This window comes from Enterobacter cloacae complex sp. 2022EL-00788, from assembly GCF_026627565.1.
In the GTDB taxonomy this organism is placed as follows: Bacteria; Pseudomonadota; Gammaproteobacteria; order Enterobacterales; family Enterobacteriaceae; genus Enterobacter; species Enterobacter pasteurii.
In genome coordinates, this window is the sequence record NZ_JAPNMC010000006.1 from 196,406 (window position 1) to 215,714 (window position 19,309).

Genomic DNA, 19,309 nt, shown 5'->3' on the forward strand with positions numbered 1-19,309 from the left:
GCCCAGTCATTTCTTCACCTGTGGAGCATTTTAAGTATGGCACGCGTAACTGTTCAGGACGCTGTAGAGAAAATTGGTAACCGTTTTGACCTGGTACTGGTCGCCGCGCGTCGCGCTCGTCAGATGCAGGTAGGCGGTAAAGATCCGCTGGTACCGGAAGAAAACGATAAAACCACCGTTATTGCACTTCGCGAAATCGAAGAAGGTCTGATCAACAACCAGATCCTCGACGTGCGTGAGCGCCAGGAGCAGCAAGAGCAGGAAGCCGCAGAACTGCAGGCCGTAACCGCCATTGCTGAAGGTCGTCGTTAATTAAACCTGCGGGTCGCCCTTGTATCTGTTTGAAAGCCTGAATCAACTGATTCAAACCTACCTGCCTGAAGACCAGATTAAGCGTCTTCAGCAGGCGTATCTCGTTGCACGTGACGCTCACGAGGGCCAGACACGTTCAAGCGGTGAACCCTACATCACGCACCCGGTGGCGGTGGCCTGCATTCTGGCCGAGATGAAACTCGACTACGAAACGCTGATGGCCGCCCTGCTGCATGACGTGATCGAAGATACCCCCGCCACCTACCAGGATATGGAACAGCTGTTTGGCAAAAGCGTTGCCGAGCTGGTGGAGGGGGTCTCTAAGCTTGATAAGCTGAAATTCCGCGACAAGAAAGAGGCGCAAGCCGAAAACTTTCGCAAGATGATCATGGCGATGGTGCAGGATATCCGCGTCATTCTCATCAAGCTCGCTGACCGTACCCACAACATGCGCACGCTGGGCTCACTTCGCCCGGATAAACGTCGCCGCATCGCCCGTGAAACCCTCGAAATCTACAGTCCGCTGGCGCACCGTTTAGGTATTCACCACATTAAAACCGAGCTGGAAGAGCTGGGTTTTGAAGCGTTATACCCAAACCGCTATCGCGTGATTAAAGAGGTGGTGAAAGCCGCACGAGGCAACCGTAAAGAGATGATTCAAAAAATCCTCTCTGAAATCGAAGGGCGCTTGCAGGAAGCCGGCATTCCGTGCCGCGTCAGCGGTCGCGAAAAGCATTTGTACTCTATCTACTGCAAAATGGTGCTCAAAGAGCAGCGTTTTCACTCGATCATGGATATTTACGCATTCCGCGTAATCGTCCACGATTCGGACACCTGCTACCGCGTGCTGGGGCAGATGCATAGCCTGTACAAGCCACGTCCGGGGCGCGTCAAAGATTACATCGCCATTCCAAAAGCGAACGGATACCAGTCTTTGCACACCTCGATGATTGGCCCGCACGGCGTTCCGGTTGAGGTGCAAATTCGTACCGAAGACATGGATCAGATGGCGGAGATGGGTGTCGCGGCACACTGGGCTTATAAAGAGCACGGTGGCGAAAGCAGCACTACCGCGCAAATCCGCGCTCAGCGCTGGATGCAGAGCCTGCTGGAGCTACAGCAAAGCGCAGGCAGCTCGTTTGAATTTATCGAGAGCGTTAAATCCGATCTCTTCCCGGATGAGATTTACGTTTTCACACCTGAAGGGCGCATTGTCGAACTGCCTGCGGGTGCGACACCGGTCGACTTCGCTTACGCCGTGCATACCGATATCGGCCATGCCTGCGTGGGTGCCCGCGTCGACAGACAGCCTTATCCGCTCTCTCAGCCGCTCTTCAGTGGGCAAACGGTGGAGATCATCACCGCGCCGGGTGCCCGTCCTAACGCAGCCTGGCTGAACTTTGTCGTGAGCTCTAAAGCGCGTGCCAAAATCCGCCAGCTGCTGAAAAACCTCAAGCGCGACGACTCCGTCAGCCTGGGGCGTCGTCTGCTTAACCACGCCCTGGGTGGCAGCCGCAAGCTGGCTGAGATCCCGCCAGAGAATATTCAGCATGAGCTGGAGCGCATGAAGCTCGCCTCGCTGGATGACCTGCTGGCAGAGATCGGCCTCGGCAACGCCATGAGCGTGGTGGTGGCCAAGAACCTGCAACAAGGCGAAACGACAGCCGTTCCTGCCACCGCGCAAAATCATGGTCATCTGCCGATCAAAGGCGCTGACGGGGTGCTGATCACCTTTGCCAAATGCTGCCGTCCGATCCCTGGCGACCCGATTATTGCGCACGTCAGCCCGGGTAAAGGGCTGGTGATCCACCACGAATCCTGTCGTAACATCCGTGGCTATCAGAAAGAGCCAGAGAAGTTCATGGCGGTCGAGTGGGATAAAGAGACGGCGCAGGAATTTATTACCGAAATCAAGGTGGATATGTTCAACCACCAGGGCGCACTGGCAAACCTGACGGCAGCGATCAACACGGCCTCGTCCAATATTCAGAGCCTGAATACGGAAGAGAAAGACGGCCGCGTTTACAGCGCCTTTATTCGCCTGACCGCCCGTGACCGCGTGCATCTGGCAAATATTATGCGCAAGATCCGCGTAATGCCGGACGTCATTAAAGTCACCCGTAACCGAAACTAGCATTATGAATTCAAAACGTTACGAGCGAATCTGCGAAATGCTCGCCAGGCGTCAGCCTGATCTGACGGTCTGCATGGAGCAGGTCCATAAACCTCATAACGTCTCTGCTATCGTTCGCACCGCAGATGCCGTCGGCGTACATGAAGTACACGCCGTCTGGCCGGGCGCACGCATGCGCACCATGGCCTCGACTGCCGCAGGCAGTAACAGCTGGGTATCCGTGAAAACTCACCAGACCATTGGTGAAGCGGTCTCGCACCTGAAGGGGCGCGGCATGCAGGTTCTGGCAACCAACCTCTCCGACAAAGCCGTAGATTTCCGTGAGATCGACTACACCCGCCCGACCTGCATTTTGATGGGTCAGGAGAAAACGGGGATCACCCAGGAAGCGCTGGATTTGGCAGATCGGGACATCATCATCCCGATGATCGGCATGGTCCAGTCACTGAACGTGTCGGTCGCCTCTGCGCTTATTCTGTATGAAGCACAGCGCCAGCGTCAGAACGCCGGCATGTACGAGCGCAGCAACAGCATGCTGCCGGAAGATGAACAGCAGCGCCTGCTGTTTGAAGGAGGCTATCCGGTGCTGGCTCGCGTTGCGAAGCAGAAAAAACTGCCTTACCCCCACGTCAACGCGCAGGGCGAAATTGAAGCCGATGCCGAGTGGTGGTCTACCATGCAGTACGCCGGGTAAACCATGAAAGGCCGCCTGCTGGACGCCATCCCGCTCAACAGCCTGACGGGCGTGGGTGCGGCACAAAGCAGCAAACTGGCGAAGATTGGCCTGCACACCGTGCAGGATCTCCTGCTCCACCTCCCCCTGCGTTACGAAGATCGTACCCAGCTTTATAAAATTGGCGATCTGCTGCCCGCTATCTACGCCACCGTTGAAGGCGAAGTGCTGAACTGCAATATCACCTTTGGCGGCCGCAGGATGATGACCTGTCAGATCAGCGACGGGACCGGCATTCTCACCATGCGCTTTTTCAACTTCAGCGCGGCGATGAAAAACAGCCTTGCCGCAGGCCGACGCGTGCTCGCGTACGGTGAAGCCAAACGTGGTAAATACGGTGCGGAGATGATCCACCCGGAATACCGCATACAGGGCGATCTCAGCTCGCCAGAGCTGCAGGAGACGCTCACGCCGGTCTATCCGACCACCGAGGGCGTGAAGCAGGCAACGTTGCGCAAGCTCACCGATCAGGCGCTGGAGCTGCTCGATACCTGCGCCATTTCCGAGCTGCTGCCCCCGGAGCTGGCGCAAGGCATGATGAGCCTGCCGGAAGCGCTGCGCACCCTGCACCGTCCGCCGCCGACGCTTCAGCTCATAGACTTAGAAAGCGGTAAACACCCCGCACAGCGGCGTCTTATCCTTGAGGAGCTACTGGCCCATAATCTGAGCATGCTGGCACTGCGCGCCGGTGCGCAGCGTTTCCACGCTCAGCCTTTAGGCCAGCGTGATGAACTCAAAGATAAGCTGCTGGCCTCACTCCCGTTTAAACCCACCGGCGCACAGGCGCGGGTTACCGCCGAGATTGAACGCGATATGGCGCTCGACGTGCCGATGATGCGCCTGGTGCAGGGCGACGTGGGTTCCGGTAAAACGCTGGTTGCAGCGCTGGCCGCGCTACGCGCCATCGCCAACGGCAGGCAGGTGGCGCTGATGGCACCGACTGAGCTGCTGGCCGAGCAGCACGCCAGTAATTTCCGCAGCTGGTTCGCGCCGCTGGGCATCGAAGTGGGCTGGCTGGCCGGGAAACAGAAGGGCAAAGCGCGCCTTGCGCAGCAGGAGGCGATAGCCAGCGGGCAGGTGCAGATGATTGTCGGTACGCACGCCATTTTCCAGGAACAGGTGCAGTTTAACGGCCTGGCGCTGGTCATTATCGACGAGCAACACCGCTTTGGCGTGCATCAGCGCCTGGCGCTGTGGGAGAAAGGTTTGCAGCAGGGCTTCCACCCGCATCAGCTGATCATGACCGCCACGCCTATCCCGCGCACCCTGGCAATGACGGCCTACGCCGACCTGGATACCTCCACCATCGATGAACTGCCGCCGGGCCGTACGCCGGTGACCACGGTCGCCATACCGGACACGCGCCGCAGCGACATCATTGACCGGGTGCGCAACGCCTGCACTCAGGAAGGCCGTCAGGCGTACTGGGTCTGCACCCTGATTGAAGAGTCAGAGCTTCTGGAAGCGCAGGCTGCCGAAGCCACGTGGGAAGAGCTAAAGCTCGCCCTGCCGGAGCTGAACGTCGGTCTTGTTCACGGCCGCATGAAGCCCGCCGAGAAGCAGGCGGTGATGCAGTCGTTCAAGCAGGGCGAGCTGCATTTACTTGTTGCGACAACGGTCATCGAGGTAGGTGTGGACGTGCCAAACTCCAGCCTGATGATTATCGAGAACCCGGAGCGTCTGGGCCTGGCGCAGCTCCACCAGCTGCGGGGCCGCGTGGGTCGTGGCGCGATCGCCTCCCACTGCGTGCTGCTCTACAAAGCGCCGCTGTCGAAAACCGCGCAGATGCGTTTGCAGGTATTACGCGACAGCAACGACGGCTTCGTTATTGCGCAAAAAGATCTGGAGATCCGCGGCCCGGGCGAACTGCTGGGCACGCGTCAGACGGGTAACGCCGAGTTTAAAGTGGCAGATTTGCTGCGCGATCAGGCCATGATCCCCGAGGTTCAACGCCTGGCGCGACATATTCATGAACGCTACCCCGAACAGGCGGCAGCGTTAATCGAGCGCTGGATGCCGGAAACCGAACGGTATTCCAACGCCTGACGATCAGCCAAACATCGGCAGCATCAGGTACAGCTTGATGACCAGCGCGTTGACGATATCAATGAAGAACGCGCCAACCATCGGAACCACCAGAAACGCCATGTGCGACGGGCCGAATCGTTCAGTGATCGCCTGCATGTTGGCGATGGCCGTAGGCGTTGCCCCCAGCCCAAACCCACAGTGACCCGCTGCCAGTACCGCCGCATCATAGTTTTTGCCCATCATGCGCCAGGTGACAAAGATGGCATACAGCGCCATAAACACGGCCTGCACCGCCAGAATCGCCACCATCGGCAGCGCCAGCGACGCCAGCTCCCACAGCTTGAGGCTCATCAGCGCCATCGCCAGAAACAGCGACAGACTGACGTTACCAAGCACGGACACCGCGCGTTCAAAGACGCGGTAGAAGCCCATCTGCGCCAGACCGTTGCTCAGGATCACCCCGATAAACAGCACGCAAACGAACGTTGGCAACTCGAAGGCCGTTCCCGCCAGCCATTGCGCAACGATTTTGCCCACGGTGAGGCAGATCGCAATCATGGCGATGGTTTCAATCATCACCAGCGAGGTGATGCTGCGGCCAACTTCCGGTTTTTCAAATGCCGTTGGCACCATTTCATCATCCGGTCTGCCTTCCGGCGTTGTGGAGTGCTTCACCAGGTAACGCGCTACCGGGCCGCCAATCAGGCCGCCAAGCACCAGACCAAAGGTCGCGCAGGCCATCGCCACTTCCGTCGCGTTTTCAAAGCCATAGCGTTCGATAAACAGCTTGCTCCACGCCGCCCCCGTGCCGTGGCCGCCTGACAGGGTGATTGAGCCCGCCAGCAGACCCATCAGCGGATCCAGCCCCAGCAACGACGCCATACCGATGCCGATGGCGTTTTGCATCAGCAGCAGCCCAACCACGACGATCAGGAACACGCCCAGCACCTTGCCGCCCGAGCGCAGGCTCGCCAGGTTGGCGTTGAGGCCGATAGTGGCAAAGAAGGCCAGCATCAGCGGATCTTTAAGGGACATGTCAAAATCGATTTCCCAGCCCATGCTTTTTTTCAGCACCAGCAGGGCCAGCGCCACCAGCAACCCACCGGCGACAGGTTCAGGAATGGTGTACTTTTTCAGAAAGGAAACACTGTGTACCAGCTTGCGACCAAGCAGAAGAACCAGCGTTGCGGCAACAAGGGTCGACAACGTATCGAGATGAATCATAAGAGGCTCCTGTTATGCGCGTATTCCATACACACGCGGCGTTATCCTGGGCCGGGTTATGCTCGTCATGAGCCACCGGCGCGAAAAGTGTAATTTTTTTTCCCTCTGCGTTGTAGAAAACCTGCTCACACCGGCAGATTTTCTCTCTTTTTTTTGCTGGCAATCGTTTGCTTTTACCAGGTGGTCAGATAAAATGCCCGCTTTTCCACCGTGGGATTGCCGCCGATGTCTGTTAATACTCTGGAGTCTTCTGATGCGCAACCGATTGCGCAGAAGCAAAACAGCGAACTGATTTACCGCCTTGAAGATCGTCCCCCGCTGCCACAAACCCTGTTTGCCGCCTGCCAGCACCTGCTGGCGATGTTCGTTGCGGTCATCACGCCTGCTCTGCTGATTTGTCAGGCGCTGGGATTACCGGCACAGGATACGCAACATATCATCAGTATGTCTCTGTTCGCTTCCGGCGTGGCCTCCATTATTCAAATTAAAGCATGGGGTCCGGTGGGATCAGGTTTATTGTCGATTCAGGGCACCAGCTTCAACTTCGTGGCGCCGCTGATCATGGGCGGTACGGCACTGAAAACCGGCGGCGCAGATGTCCCGACGATGATGGCAGCGCTGTTCGGCACCCTGATGCTGGCAAGCTGCACAGAGATGATTATTTCCCGCGTGCTGCACCTGGCGCGCCGCGTGATCACCCCGCTGGTCTCCGGCGTGGTGGTGATGATTATCGGCCTGTCGCTGATTCAGGTGGGCCTGACCTCCATCGGAGGCGGCTACGCGGCAATGAGCGACCATACCTTTGGCGCCCCGAAAAACCTGCTGCTGGCTGGCGTCGTGCTGGCGATCATTATTCTGCTTAACCGCCAGCGTAACCCTTACCTGCGCGTTGCGTCGCTGGTGATCGCCATGGCGGCCGGTTACCTGCTCGCATGGGCGCTGGGTATGTTGCCTGAAAACACCGCGCCAGCGAACGCGGCGCTGATAACCGTCCCTACCCCGCTCTATTACGGCCTGGGCATTGACTGGAGCCTGCTGCTGCCGCTGATGCTGGTCTTTATGATCACCTCGCTGGAGACCATTGGCGATATCACTGCCACCTCCGACGTTTCCGAGCAGCCGGTGTCTGGCCCGCTGTATATGAAACGCCTGAAAGGCGGCGTGCTGGCAAACGGCCTGAACTCCTTCGTCTCTGCGGTGTTCAACACCTTCCCGAACTCCTGCTTCGGCCAGAACAACGGCGTGATCCAGCTGACCGGCGTCGCCAGCCGCTACGTTGGCTTCGTGGTGGCGCTGATGCTGGTCGTTCTCGGCCTGTTCCCGGCGGTGAGCGGATTCGTGCAGCACATCCCTGAGCCGGTCCTGGGCGGCGCGACGCTGGTCATGTTTGGCACCATCGCCGCCTCCGGCGTGCGTATCGTTTCACGCGAGCCGCTGAACCGCCGCGCAATCATGATTATCGCGCTGTCTCTCGCCGTGGGTCTTGGCGTGTCCCAGCAGCCAATGATTCTGCAGTTTGCCCCGGACTGGGTGAAGAACCTGCTCTCCTCCGGCATTGCCGCGGGCGGCATCACGGCTATCGTGCTGAACCTCGTATTCCCGCCTGAAAAGAACTGATCCTCCTCACGGCAGGCTGTCAATGCCTGCCGTGACATCTCTTTACACCATTCCCGCCTTGAGCATTGCGCATAAATCGTGCATAACTCCTCTATATGCGTTTCGCGGGAGGGAAGACCATGAAATTTATTGGAAAGCTGCTCATCTATCTTCTGGTAGCCCTGCTTATTGTAGTGCTCGCCTTCTATTTTCTGCTCCAGACCCGCTGGGGCGCGTCGCAGGCTAGCAGCTGGATCACGGTGAATACCGATTACGAGCTCAGCTTCGACCAGATGGATCACCGGTTTTCATCCCCTTCCCACATCCTTCTGGAAAACGTCACCTTCGGACGCGATGGCCAACCGGCCACGCTGGTCGCCAAAACGGTGGACATTGGCTTAAGCAGCCGTCAAATCACCGACCCGCTGCATATGGACACCATCACCCTGTCTGATGGCACGCTGAATTTATCGCCGCAAACTGCACCGCTGCCGTTCCAGGCCGACCGTCTGCAGCTCAACAACATGGCCTTTAACAGCCCGAATACGGCGTGGGATCTGAGTGCGCAAAAGGTCACCGGCGGCGTCAGCCCGTGGCAGCCAGAGGCGGGGAACGTGCTGGGGAAAAAGGCGCAAATCCAGATGAGCGCCGGCTCGCTCACCCTCAACGGCATACCGGCCAACAACGTGCTGATCCAGGGGCAACTCAACGGTAATGAGGTGGCGCTGAACACTATCGGTGCCGATATGGCGCGCGGCTCGCTTACGGGCTCGGCCCTGCGTAACGCCGACGGCAGCTGGGTAATTAATACCCTGCGTCTGAACGAGATCCGCCTGCAAAGCGATAAACCGCTGCTGGATTTCTTCGCCCCTCTCGCCACGCTGCCTTCGTTACGGATCGGGCGGCTGGACGTGACCGATGCCCGCCTGCAGGGGCCTGACTGGGCGGTGACCGACCTGGATTTGAACCTGCGCAACCTGACGCTGAGCAAAGGCGACTGGCAAAGCCAGGAGGGTCGCTTATCCATGAACGCCAGCGAATTTATCTACGGCTCGCTGCACCTGTACGACCCGATTATGAATGCGGAATTTTCCCCGCAGGGTATGGCGCTGCGCCAGTTCACCTCCCGCTGGGAAGGCGGTATGGTGCGCACGTCCGGTAACTGGCTGCGCGAGGGTGAAGCCCTGGTGCTGGATGATGTCGTCATTGCCGGGCTGGAGTATACGCTTCCGGAAAACTGGAAAACGTTGTGGATGGATCCGCTGCCGGCGTGGCTGAACAGCGTGACGCTGAAAAAATTCGGCCTGAGCCGCAATCTGGTGATCGACATCGATCCTGCTTTCCCGTGGCAGATCACCTCCCTCGACGGTTACGGCGCCAACCTGCAGCTGGCGAAAGACCGTAAGTGGGGCGTATGGGGCGGTAGTGCGACCCTGAACGGCGCGGCGGCAACCTTTAACCGCGTCGATGTGCGGCGCCCGTCGCTCGCGCTGAACGCCAACGCCGCGACGGTGAATATTACTGACCTGAGCGCGTTTACCGAGAAAGGCATACTTGAAGCGACCGCCACGGTTTCACAGCTGCCGCAGCGGCAGACCACCGTTAGCCTGAACGGGCGCGGCGTGCCGCTCAACGTGTTGCAGCAGTGGGGCTGGCCAGCCCTGCCGATTGCGGGCGACGGCAATATTCAGATGACCGCCAGCGGTAGCGTGCAGGCGAATGCGCCCTTGAAGCCAACGGTGAACGGCAAGCTGAGCGCGGTAAATATGGATAAACAGCAGGTGCAGCAGACGATGACGGGTGGTGTGATATCGACACTACCCACACCCCAGCCCTCTCCCTGAAAGGGAGAGGGAGCAAATCATCCCCTCGCCCCTTTGGGGAGAGGGTTAGGTGAGGGGGAATTAAAGGTGCACCACCACCTCATCCCCCTCCGGTTTCACCACCACGCCCCACTCGCTGCCCGCGTGCGTTCCGCCCTTCACGCCGCCTACCTTCTGCACGTTGCGCAAGCATACCGACCAGTTCCGCGCTTCACCCGCACCGGTAAGGGTCACGGTGTCGCCCTGGCGTGACGCCTTCAGCGTAAATACCACCGAACCGTCCGCCGCAGGCACTTCGCTTACCGCCGTTGCGCCATCGCTCAGGTTAAACAGCTGGAAGGCCGTCCCCTCGTTCCACGCGTAGTCCGGCTTCTGGCTATTGTTGCCCAGCGCCAGCAGCGTGTTGTCGCGCACATACACCGGCAGGCTCTGGAAATCATGCTGCTGCTTATGCCAGCGGCTGCCCTCAACGTCGTCGTTATGCCACAGGTGCGTCCAGCGGCCTTCCGGCAGATAGAACTGCACGTCGCCCGACTCGGAGAACACCGGCGCCACCATCACGGAATCCCCCAGCATGTACTGGCGGTCGAGGTAATCGCACGCCGGATCGTCCGGGAACTCCAGCATCATCGCGCGCAGCATCGGCGTGCCGCACTCGCGAGCCAGCGCCGCCTGACGGTACAGGTACGGCATCATCCGGCATTTCAGCTGCGTGAAGTGGCGCACCACGTCGCAGGACTCGTCATCGTACGCCCACGGCACGCGGTAGGATTTGCTGCCGTGCAGGCGGCTGTGGCTGGAGAGCAGCCCGAACGCGCACCAGCGTTTGTAGACGTGCGCCGGGGCGGTGTTTTCGAATCCGCCGATATCGTGACTCCAGAACCCGAAGCCGGACAGGCCAATCGACAGCCCGCCGCGCAGGCTTTCCGCCATGGATTCGTAGTTGGCGTAGCAGTCCCCGCCCCAGTGCACCGGGAACTGCTGCGCGCCGACGGAGGCAGAACGGGCAAACAGCACCGCCTCCTCTTCGCCCACCGTCTCTTTCAGCACGTTCCACACCAGTTCGTTGTAGATGTAGGCGTAATGGTTATGCATCTTCTGCGGATCGGACCCGTCGAACCACCGGACATCCGTCGGGATCCGCTCGCCAAAGTCGGTTTTGAAGCAGTCAACGCCGATATCCACCAGGCCTTTGAGCTTATCAGCATACCACCGGCACGCTTCCGGGTTGGTGAAGTCGTAAATCGCGAGCCCAGGCTGCCATTTGTCCCACTGCCACAGGGAGCCGTCCGGCCGCTTAAGCAGGTAGCCCTTCGCTTTCAGCTCCTGAAATACCGGCGATTTCTGGCCGATATACGGGTTAATCCACACGCAGACCTTCAGCCCTTTCTCCTTCAGGCGGCGGATCATGCCTTCGGGGTCCGGGAAGGTCGCCGGGTCCCACTCGAAGTCGCACCACTGGAAGGCCTTCATCCAGAAGCAGTCGAAGTGGAAAACGTGCAGCGGCAGGTCGCGCTCGGCCATACCGTCGATAAAGCTGTTTACCGTCGCTTCGTCGTAGTTGGTGGTGAACGAGGTGGTCAGCCACAGGCCGAACGACCACGCCGGCGGCAGCGCCGGACGCCCGGTGAACTGCGTATACCGGTTCAGCACCTCTTTCGGCGTCGGACCGTCGATCACGAAATACTCAAGATATTCCCCTTCCACGCTGAACTGCACTTTGGAGACTTTCTCCGAGCCGACTTCAAACGAGACGTTTTCCGGATGATTGACCAGCACGCCGTAGCCGCGGTTGGTCAGGTAGAACGGGATATTTTTGTAGGACTGCTCGGTGCTGGTGCCGCCGTCGCGGTTCCATGTATCTACCGTCTGGCCGTTGCGCACCAGCGCGGTAAAGCGCTCGCCCAGGCCGTAAACCGTTTCCCCAACGCCCAGATCCAGACGTTCAAACACGTAATTGCGATCGGTATTGGTATCCTGCACGTAACCGTTGTTTTTCAGCTGGCTGCCGGTTATGCGCTGGCCGTTGCGCAGGAAATCCAGCGCCCAGAACTCTCCTTTGGTGACGCGCACGCTGACGCTGCCGCTTTTCAGCTCGGCAAAGTCGGCGTTGTTTTCAATCTCTACCTCTACGTCCTTCAGCACGTTGAGCGGATAGTGCGGGCCGTTGTTCAGCGCGCCCTGGAAGTGCTCGATGCGCACCCCGACAATGCCTTCCTGCGGAGCAAACAGGCGCACCGTGAACATCAACGTGTCGAGCTGCCAGGTACGTTCGCGCACGTCACGCGGGGCGATATACGCCACAAGGTCATTGCCCTGCCGCTCCACGTCGAACACCTGAACCGGATACGTCACGTTCAGCCCCGGTTGAATAAGCCAGTTTCCATCACTGATTTTCATGCTTTCGTCCTCTTAGTTCTGTAATTCTTTGCCGGTCGGCAGGTTTTCAAACTCCTGCTGATTGCGGCGCGCACCGTGTGCCAGCTCGCTCAGGATTTTGGTCAGGAAGGGGGTTTTCAGCGTGTAGTAGCGTTTGGCGATAATGGCGCTCAGCACGTAGCAGATCGCCGGCGCCAGCGTAAACAGGCCGATAATGATGCTGATGGTCGTGCTGTTCTGCGTACTGGCTGCCGCGTCGTAGCCGCCGCCGGCCAGCATCCAGCCGATCGTCGCGCCGCCCAGCGCGAGGCCGAGCTTCAGCACGAACAGCGTGCCCGCGAAGCTGATGCCAGTCAGGCGTTTGCCGTTGGTCCATTCGCCGTAGTCGACGGTATCGGACATCATCACCCACTGGATTGGCGTCACCAGCTGGTGCAGCACGCCGATGACGAAGATAAAGGCGAACATCAGTACGGTGGCGTGCATCGGCACGAAGAACATCGCGACGCTGACCACGGCCAGCGCGGCGTTGGTCCACCAGAAGATGCTGACCTTGCACTTCCAGTCGGTGAGCGGTTTCGCCAGCGCGGAGCCGATCAGGTTGCCGACGCAGTAGGTGGTGAGGAACGCGACGAATACCTCCGGCGAGCCCATTATCCAGGTGCAGTAGTACATCATCGCGCCGCCGCGCACGCAGACGGCGAGGATATTGAGGATGGTCAGCACGCCAACGATGCGCCACTGGTCGTTTTGCCAGATGTCGCGCAGATCTTCACGCATGGAGGTGGTGCTCGGCGGCACCTGTATGCGCTCTTTAGTGGTGAAGAAGCAGAACGCCAGCATCAGGAACGCGACCACCGACAGCACGGCGATCCCGCCCTGGAAGCCGAACGCCTTATCCTCGCCGCCAATCAGGTTCACCAGCGGCATCATCAGCACCGTGGAGAGCATGCCGCCCGCCGTCGCCAGCACAAAGCGCCAGGATTGCAGGGAGATGCGCTGCGTCGGGTCGTTGGTGATCACCCCGCCCAGCGCGCAGTAAGGGATGTTGACCACGGTATAGAGCAGGGTCAGCAGCGTGTAGGTGATGGCGGCGTAAACCATTTTGCCGTTGAGGCTGAGGTCCGGCGTGGTGTAGGCCAGCACGCAGACGATGCCGAACGGGATGGCGCCGAACAAAATCCACGGGCGGAACTTACCCCAGCGGCTGCGGGTGCGGTCGGCAATCAGCCCCATGCAGGGGTCGGAGATTGCGTCCAGCGCACGCGCCAGCAGGAACATGGTGCCGACAAACCCGGCGGGAATGCCGAAAATATCGGTGTAAAAAAACATCATGTACAGCATGACGTTATCAAAAATGATATGGCTGGCGGCGTCTCCCATGCCGTAGCCAATCTTCTCTTTTACTGACAATACTTCGCTCATCTTCTTATCCTTCACGCTGTAGGGGGCGCTGAGACCGGTTGCATTGGTTTTAAACCATTGTTTCAGATGCGAGTATTGCGTTTTCTGGTTAGCAGATTACGTTTCTTGTTTTTTGTGATCGGGATAAAAGTTGATAAGCACGAAATGCTAACCTGAGGATTTTCTTAAGAATTAACTGAAACAGGGGGATTCAGGTCAAAAGAGAGGTGAAAAAAGTGGTGTGGGGTATGTGGTAAATGTCTGAAAGTAGCTATAATGCGCCCCGCCTCCATGTAGCAATGCAGGCGCGGAAGATCGTCATCTCCGGTGAGGTGGCTGGACTTCAAATCCAGTTGGGGACGCCAGCGTTCCCGGGCAGGTTCGACTCCTGTGATCTTCCGCCAAAAATGCCATTCGCCTCGATAATAAAACTTCATTAGTAAGCAGAACCGTTCATTGTAATCACCTTATGTGCGCATGATCACTTATTCATTTAATTTGTGAGTGTTATCCTCTTACGTATTCAAAAAATATTTAAGGGAAGATGTAATGGAATGGATTATAGGTGCGGTAACATTAATGGTCATTATTTGTGCCATATTCAAGCCCAGACGATGTGATATCTGCCAAACTTATTTCAAGAAAAAATATTTCACATGGGAAATCGAAGGAAAGAAACAACGTCTATGCCCCAACTGCAATGGTAAAATGCAGCGTCGAGTCAGTTCACAAAAATTTAAAAATAAATTTGGTTAAACCGATTTACTCTTTTTTAACTTTTAATCGCAAACTTCAGGATAAACATAAATGATAAGATTTTATAATCATTTCAAACTTATCATTTATATCCTTATCACTGCCACCAAAATAAAAGTTATGATAGCTACTTACTCATGAGCCTAAGCCTGCAAGCCTCTTTCACCCATTTACTAAAATTCCCTTTTCCCGCCGCCTTCTCAATCTGCTCCAAAAGCTCATCCTCAAACCGGATGTTCTTCATCGTGCTCTTGGTACGGTCAAAGTTTGGTTTCTTTTTCTCTTACATGGTAGGTACCACTTCGGTTAATTTATCTGCATGTGGTACCTACCACATGGATTCGGAATTCTGCAACGCCCAGCAGTGTTGGAGCACTAAAGGGCGTCTAACCTCACCAACTATCAAGGAGTTGATTATGGCTGACTCTCATTCTACCCCAGACACCGACCAATCCGGAACCGAGCGTTCGGTAATTGTGGGATTCCGCCCGAATGTTTTCGACAAATCCACACCGAAAATCATCCTTTCCGGCAAATGGCTACGCGCCGCAGGTTTTGATACCGGACAGCAGGTCACGATAAAGGTGATGAAGGATGCATCGTTCTGGTGGCGTATAACGAGCAGGAGCAGAGGTTGCAGGACGATTATAAACGTACGAAGGCAAAGCTTATTGAGATAGAGGATGCGCTTGCAGCGATCCAAATTCCGCATGCTGGAAAGCGCCTCGCAAAATAAAATACAAACCATCTGGCTTAACGGCTGTTTCTGACCTACAACCAGCCTGGTGCGTTAGACGATGTGGATACAACATGCAGTGAAAGTCGCACCCAATATCCATGCTCGAACCATCAATTAGCATTCCACAAATAGATTTTCTGATGGCGAAATTGGTCTGCATTCAACTATCCGGAAATCCCGGATAGTTGGCCAAGAAAGGAGACACCAGATTTTCAGAGCGAGAACACTACGATTTTGAAGCAATACTCGCAGTTACGCTCGTCTAGCGGCACCCAGTTTCACCTTCACCGCCATACGACTCCTGAAATAATAAACAACCGTTCTAACTCCCTCGCTCCACGCTCATACAATATATAAATTGATAGCCACGCATTATTCACAATAAATATAACCCAACGATTAACAAACCTATCTTTTTTATCAATGATATATTATTGCGATACTCATCACAGCAGAACACCAATATTAATAGAAAATTATATCTACGTTTCCTTCTTAAGATTGCAATATGTATTACAGTGACTCATTAATAACATCAATGGATGCTCATAAAATATTGGCACTAAAGTTAGAACATGCCTTAACAGGCGTAAAAGATGAAGTATTAAAGCAAGCGCACCAGATAAATGATGGGGCAACGCGATTAAGCTACCAACTTTCGTGCTTTACTGAAAACTATCAGGACGTATGTTTACGATTACGCAAAGAAGATTCAAGGTTTTTGATAGGCATCGTCCAGTTAATAAAAAACAGGAACGTTCTCTACAAGATGCTCTATATTTATATTAAAAGCTTATTAGACAACAAAAGTGAAAACAGAATACATAACATACAACGAAATCTTATAAATTTAGGCGTATCAATTTCATCATCGATGCTATCCAGCCAGGCTTTTATATATTCGGCAACTATGGCTGTTTGTAGTAGTGTTCATACCAACATTTGGATGAAAGAAAAGATCACATCGTTTTCTACATATGCCGTTCTTGGTTTAAAATTTTATGGTTTCGTTGAGCAGGCATCCAGAAGCGCCAACCATCTAAAAAACTATAATGCTTATTACTATAATCTACTTTATCAGGAAGAACTTGAAATGATGTTTTTCTTGATTGAGCCAGTAATAATGAGAACCCCCATACTTAACCAAGCTTATGCTTCAGACAGCGATATTGCATATGCGATTTCAAGGATGATAAAGGGATGATTAACGCTATTAAAGACTGGTTAAAAGGTCAATTCATATTTTTCCTGAGAGGTGCAATCCCCCTTTTATTCATCATAACATGTGCACTATTTGCCGTAACCTGGTTACCCGAAAAAATCGCAATGAATGCAATATGGTCAATTGTAGTTACTGTAGGTCTCTATATCCTTTTACGTAAAAAAAGATAATTACTATTTAACAGGAGTAAATTATGTCAAATCCCGCTCATCTGTGGTTGTTTGATGAAAATGGTTCGCCCATAGTTGGTCCATCATTACTGCCAGCGAGATTAGGATCGTTTGAAATCCGTTCAGTTAACCATCAGGTGTGGATCCCTGAGAACTCGAATACTGGTCGTTTGACAGGCACAAGAATTCATTCTCCCTTAAACTTGCATAAGGAGTTTGATGCTGCAACGCCTGTTTTGTATCGTGCTATGTGTGAAGGAAGAACCTTACAAAAAGCAGTCTTGAAAATGTATCGAATCGTGGACCAGGGTGTAGAAAGTGAATACTTCCACATGCTAATGGAGAACGTAAAGATCACCTCTATATCACCCTTATTACACCCCACCGGCTTGACGAGCACGCATCTCGAAGAGATTCAACTCCGTTACGAGAAGATTACATGGAAGTATTGCGATGGAAACATTCTCTACACTGACGAATGGAATAACCGGGCTACGTATTAGGATATCTAAAATGAAAGTACTGGTAATTTCGGCTGCACTTCTATTCATGGTTCAAAATGCATCAGCAGCCCAAATGTCCGGCTTCGCAGCCAGGTATTATCAGAATAACGGAACAACGCCGGAAGAACCCACAACATTGCCCCTCTATCCCACCATTACCATCGGCAAGAAAACGATTCAAATGGAAGTGTCTCGGCTGTCAGATATTACCAATGCATCAGTTGAGAAAGACAGTTCCGCACGCTGGGTCTGCCTTCATGACGACGATGGTACGAATTACTGGTTCATTTCAGATAACGAAATGGGTGCAGGATTACTGACTGCACTAGCTATTGCCCGGGATGGCGTCCATAAAGAGTGTGCAAAAACAACGGAGCATGTCAGCGTATCAGTCGCTAATTTTCCACTGTTAAATGCGACTCATGGGAATTTGGTCATAGTGTTCGGCAAGAAAGAGATCGCCAAAAACAACGCGATGCTTTTTTATCAGGAGACGCCAGTACAGAATGGATTCACCCAGAGTAATACTGTCTCTTATTACTTCAATGGCGAAAAAGTGCGTGGCGTCATCATCGGGCAAATTACCAGTAACTAGCTTGCAGGCTCCCTCTTCGCAGGAAGAGGGAGTGAAGGCTATTCACCCAACCGCATATGCAGCAGCGGAAACGGATTTCCCTGCCCATCAACCTCCGAGCGCCCAACCTGCTCAAACCCCATATGGCGATAAAATGCCACGCCCTGCGGGTTTTGCTCGTTCACATCCACCTCGTTTACGCCAAACTCTGCGACGGCGTATTGCAGCAGCAATTTCCCGATGCCCTTTCCCCGGCTTGCATCATCAACAAACAGCATTTCAATACGATTTTCATCCACGCCTAAAAAGCCGTGAATAACGCCTGCGTCATCGCGGGCCATCACGACGGTGAGGTTTGGCAGATACGCGTTGAGCAATAGCGGGCGCAGCGCCGCAATATCGCTTTCATGTAAAAAGTGATGGGTGGCGCGAACGGAGGATTCCCAGATCGCGACCAGACGTTTGTAGTGTGAGGGTTGTGCGGTTTCTATTTTCATGGGGGGATCATTATAGAGCGCTGGGATGAAATCAAGTCTCCAGGAGCATACTGGCATTTAACTGATGTTACCTCTTCCAGGACGTCTGAAAGTCGAGAGCGCTTCATGAACGGAGGAACAGTAAATATTGTTGCGGCTTGTTCCCCCTCATCCTAACCCTCTCCCTCAAGGGAGAGGGAACTGGACGCGCTACGCTTTTATCTCATTCAAGCGGCATGCTCGCTCAGCTCTACCAATGTGATAACGGAAGTCTATCCAGGCGAGCCAGAAATACCCTACGAAGAAAGCGCGAAACCGGGGCATTAGCTCTGCGACGTGCGCCATACGCCAGGCGTACAGCCGTACTCTGTCTGGAAATGGCGAATAAAGTGCGCACAGTCGCTGAACCCCATCCGTTCTGCAATCTCGGTAACGCTTTGCTGTGAGTTCTTAAGCAGCCAGCAGGCATACCGTAGCCTGGCGCTACGGATAAACTCACGGGTCGTTTTACCAAACTCGGCGTTGAATAGGCGGTTGAGCTGGCGCTCGCTTAAGGCCACTTCGCTGGCCAGCCCGGCGGTGGTCAGGGGCCGGGTCAGAAACTGTTCAATTAGCATGACGGCGCGACGCAGCCGCGAGTCCGGTATCAGGGCAATGTTTGCCGGGCGGGGCGTGGCCATTTCATGTGGAACGAGCGACAAACGCTGACAGGTGGTGCTGGCGAGCTCTTTTCCGGCATGCGCGCGGATGAGCTCCGTGGCAAGCGTAAGGGTCGAAATGCCGCCCGGGCAGGTCAGCACATCGCCATCATCAATGAAATCAAACCCCTGCTCGGCATATACCTGTGGGAAAGACTGCCGGAATGTATCCAGATGAAAAGGATGTATCGAGGCTCTTCGTTCGTTGAGTAACCCCTCCTGCGCCAGCACAAAACTGCCGGTGCCAATGCCAATGAGCGGCACTCCGGCATGGTGGGCATGCGCCAGATACGCTTTATCACCCCGATAGCCTAAATCCAGATACTGTAGTTCACCGCCAATCACCGCAATATAGTTAAATCGTTCGGGTGGTGCATGGGGGGAGTCAGGCCTCATGATTATCCCCGCATTGCTGGGGATGGGGATGTCGGGAAATTCGCTTATCAAACTGATTCTGAATGCTATTTTATCCTGCGCTTTCGCGGCATAACGCAGCGCCTCCAGCAATCCCGAGACTGCCAGGAGTGAATAACGGGGC

The 19,309-nt window shown here is 55.1% G+C and carries 16 protein-coding genes, 1 tRNA gene and 1 pseudogene; 12 read left to right on the plus strand and 6 right to left on the minus strand.

Annotated features, from left to right (window positions below; translation table 11 throughout):
* Positions 1-36 precede the first annotated feature (36 nt).
* Genes rpoZ through recG form a run of 4 tightly spaced genes read left to right on the plus strand, consistent with a single transcriptional unit; the run spans position 37 to position 5,225 of the window.
* Entirely contained in the window at positions 37-312 is a 276-nt protein-coding gene (gene rpoZ, locus OWK27_RS11670) for a DNA-directed RNA polymerase subunit omega (RefSeq protein WP_000135058.1), read from the plus strand.
* 19 nt (positions 313-331) lie between these two features.
* Complete coding sequence (spoT, locus tag OWK27_RS11675; RefSeq protein ID WP_148420441.1) at positions 332-2,446, plus strand: bifunctional GTP diphosphokinase/guanosine-3',5'-bis pyrophosphate 3'-pyrophosphohydrolase; 2,115 nt, start codon at positions 332-334, stop codon at positions 2,444-2,446.
* A 4-nt stretch (positions 2,447-2,450) separates the two neighbouring features.
* Positions 2,451-3,140, plus strand: coding sequence for a tRNA (guanosine(18)-2'-O)-methyltransferase TrmH (gene trmH, locus OWK27_RS11680; protein WP_148420440.1), 690 nt, complete (start codon positions 2,451-2,453; stop codon positions 3,138-3,140).
* A 3-nt stretch (positions 3,141-3,143) separates the two neighbouring features.
* Positions 3,144-5,225, plus strand: a complete 2,082-nt coding sequence (recG, locus tag OWK27_RS11685; RefSeq protein ID WP_267590429.1) for an ATP-dependent DNA helicase RecG — start codon at positions 3,144-3,146, stop codon at positions 5,223-5,225.
* 3 nt (positions 5,226-5,228) lie between these two features.
* Here recG and gltS read toward each other — a convergent pair whose 3' ends face one another.
* A complete protein-coding gene (gltS, locus tag OWK27_RS11690) occupies positions 5,229-6,431 on the minus strand; it encodes a sodium/glutamate symporter (RefSeq protein WP_267590430.1) in 1,203 nt (400 codons plus the stop codon).
* Positions 6,432-6,656: 225 nt separating this feature from the next.
* Here gltS and xanP point away from each other — a divergent pair, with 225 nt between their 5' ends.
* Positions 6,657-8,048, plus strand: coding sequence for a xanthine/proton symporter XanP (gene xanP, locus OWK27_RS11695; protein ID WP_148420438.1), 1,392 nt, complete (start codon positions 6,657-6,659; stop codon positions 8,046-8,048).
* Between the two features lie 119 nt (positions 8,049-8,167).
* Entirely contained in the window at positions 8,168-9,871 is a 1,704-nt protein-coding gene (locus OWK27_RS11700; protein WP_267590431.1) for an AsmA family protein, read from the plus strand.
* Positions 9,872-9,931: 60 nt separating this feature from the next.
* Here the strand turns inward: OWK27_RS11700 and yicI are convergent, their stop codons facing one another.
* Both yicI and OWK27_RS11710 read right to left on the minus strand, forming a co-directional pair.
* A complete protein-coding gene (gene yicI / locus OWK27_RS11705) occupies positions 9,932-12,250 on the minus strand; it encodes an alpha-xylosidase (RefSeq protein WP_267590432.1) in 2,319 nt (772 codons plus the stop codon).
* 12 nt (positions 12,251-12,262) lie between these two features.
* Positions 12,263-13,654, minus strand: a complete 1,392-nt coding sequence (locus OWK27_RS11710) for a glycoside-pentoside-hexuronide family transporter (protein WP_267590433.1) — start codon at positions 13,652-13,654, stop codon at positions 12,263-12,265.
* A 288-nt stretch (positions 13,655-13,942) separates the two neighbouring features.
* On the opposite strand from OWK27_RS11710, the gene OWK27_RS11715 reads away from it, so the two are divergent.
* Positions 13,943-14,037, plus strand: a tRNA-Sec gene (locus OWK27_RS11715).
* 145 nt (positions 14,038-14,182) lie between these two features.
* Positions 14,183-14,389 carry a hypothetical protein gene (locus OWK27_RS11720; RefSeq protein ID WP_267590434.1) on the plus strand — a complete coding sequence of 69 codons (207 nt, stop codon included), beginning with the start codon at positions 14,183-14,185 and terminating at the stop codon, positions 14,387-14,389.
* 127 nt (positions 14,390-14,516) lie between these two features.
* Here OWK27_RS11720 and OWK27_RS11725 read toward each other — a convergent pair whose 3' ends face one another.
* Positions 14,517-14,633: a YlcI/YnfO family protein gene (locus tag OWK27_RS11725; RefSeq protein WP_267590435.1), complete on the minus strand. Its 117-nt coding sequence runs from the start codon at positions 14,631-14,633 to the stop codon at positions 14,517-14,519.
* Between the two features lie 172 nt (positions 14,634-14,805).
* Here OWK27_RS11725 and OWK27_RS11730 point away from each other — a divergent pair.
* The 4 genes and pseudogenes from OWK27_RS11730 (at position 14,806) to OWK27_RS11745 (ending at position 17,618) form a co-directional block, all read left to right on the plus strand.
* Positions 14,806-15,125 (plus strand): annotated as a pseudogene (locus OWK27_RS11730) (SymE family type I addiction module toxin).
* A gap of 511 nt (positions 15,126-15,636) precedes the next feature.
* Entirely contained in the window at positions 15,637-16,332 is a 696-nt protein-coding gene (locus tag OWK27_RS11735; RefSeq protein WP_267590436.1) for a hypothetical protein, read from the plus strand.
* Positions 16,333-16,543: 211 nt separating this feature from the next.
* Positions 16,544-17,023, plus strand: coding sequence for an Hcp family type VI secretion system effector (locus OWK27_RS11740; RefSeq protein ID WP_267590437.1), 480 nt, complete (start codon positions 16,544-16,546; stop codon positions 17,021-17,023).
* 10 nt (positions 17,024-17,033) lie between these two features.
* Positions 17,034-17,618, plus strand: coding sequence for a hypothetical protein (locus OWK27_RS11745; protein ID WP_267590438.1), 585 nt, complete (start codon positions 17,034-17,036; stop codon positions 17,616-17,618).
* A gap of 38 nt (positions 17,619-17,656) precedes the next feature.
* Here the strand turns inward: OWK27_RS11745 and OWK27_RS11750 are convergent, their stop codons facing one another.
* Together OWK27_RS11750 and OWK27_RS11755 are read right to left on the minus strand one after the other, a co-directional pair.
* Positions 17,657-18,094, minus strand: a complete 438-nt coding sequence (locus OWK27_RS11750; protein WP_267590439.1) for an acetyltransferase — start codon at positions 18,092-18,094, stop codon at positions 17,657-17,659.
* Positions 18,095-18,396: 302 nt separating this feature from the next.
* Positions 18,397-19,167, minus strand: coding sequence for a GlxA family transcriptional regulator (locus tag OWK27_RS11755; protein ID WP_242174346.1), 771 nt, complete (start codon positions 19,165-19,167; stop codon positions 18,397-18,399).
* Positions 19,168-19,309 lie beyond the last annotated feature (142 nt).

Coding starts and splice junctions, on each gene's coding strand:
- recG (WP_267590429.1), top strand. CDS start 3,144: ATGAAAGGCCGCCTGCTGGACGCCATCCCGCTCAACAGCCTGACGGGC.
- OWK27_RS11720 (WP_267590434.1), top strand. CDS start 14,183: ATGGAATGGATTATAGGTGCGGTAACATTAATGGTCATTATTTGTGCC.
- trmH (WP_148420440.1), top strand. CDS start 2,451: ATGAATTCAAAACGTTACGAGCGAATCTGCGAAATGCTCGCCAGGCGT.
- xanP (WP_148420438.1), top strand. CDS start 6,657: ATGTCTGTTAATACTCTGGAGTCTTCTGATGCGCAACCGATTGCGCAG.
- OWK27_RS11710 (WP_267590433.1), bottom strand. CDS start 13,654: ATGAGCGAAGTATTGTCAGTAAAAGAGAAGATTGGCTACGGCATGGGA.
- OWK27_RS11700 (WP_267590431.1), top strand. CDS start 8,168: ATGAAATTTATTGGAAAGCTGCTCATCTATCTTCTGGTAGCCCTGCTT.
- yicI (WP_267590432.1), bottom strand. CDS start 12,250: ATGAAAATCAGTGATGGAAACTGGCTTATTCAACCGGGGCTGAACGTG.
- OWK27_RS11735 (WP_267590436.1), top strand. CDS start 15,637: ATGTATTACAGTGACTCATTAATAACATCAATGGATGCTCATAAAATA.
- gltS (WP_267590430.1), bottom strand. CDS start 6,431: ATGATTCATCTCGATACGTTGTCGACCCTTGTTGCCGCAACGCTGGTT.
- OWK27_RS11750 (WP_267590439.1), bottom strand. CDS start 18,094: ATGAAAATAGAAACCGCACAACCCTCACACTACAAACGTCTGGTCGCG.
- OWK27_RS11725 (WP_267590435.1), bottom strand. CDS start 14,633: ATGAAGAACATCCGGTTTGAGGATGAGCTTTTGGAGCAGATTGAGAAG.
- OWK27_RS11740 (WP_267590437.1), top strand. CDS start 16,544: ATGTCAAATCCCGCTCATCTGTGGTTGTTTGATGAAAATGGTTCGCCC.
- OWK27_RS11745 (WP_267590438.1), top strand. CDS start 17,034: ATGAAAGTACTGGTAATTTCGGCTGCACTTCTATTCATGGTTCAAAAT.
- rpoZ (WP_000135058.1), top strand. CDS start 37: ATGGCACGCGTAACTGTTCAGGACGCTGTAGAGAAAATTGGTAACCGT.
- OWK27_RS11755 (WP_242174346.1), bottom strand. CDS start 19,167: ATGAGGCCTGACTCCCCCCATGCACCACCCGAACGATTTAACTATATT.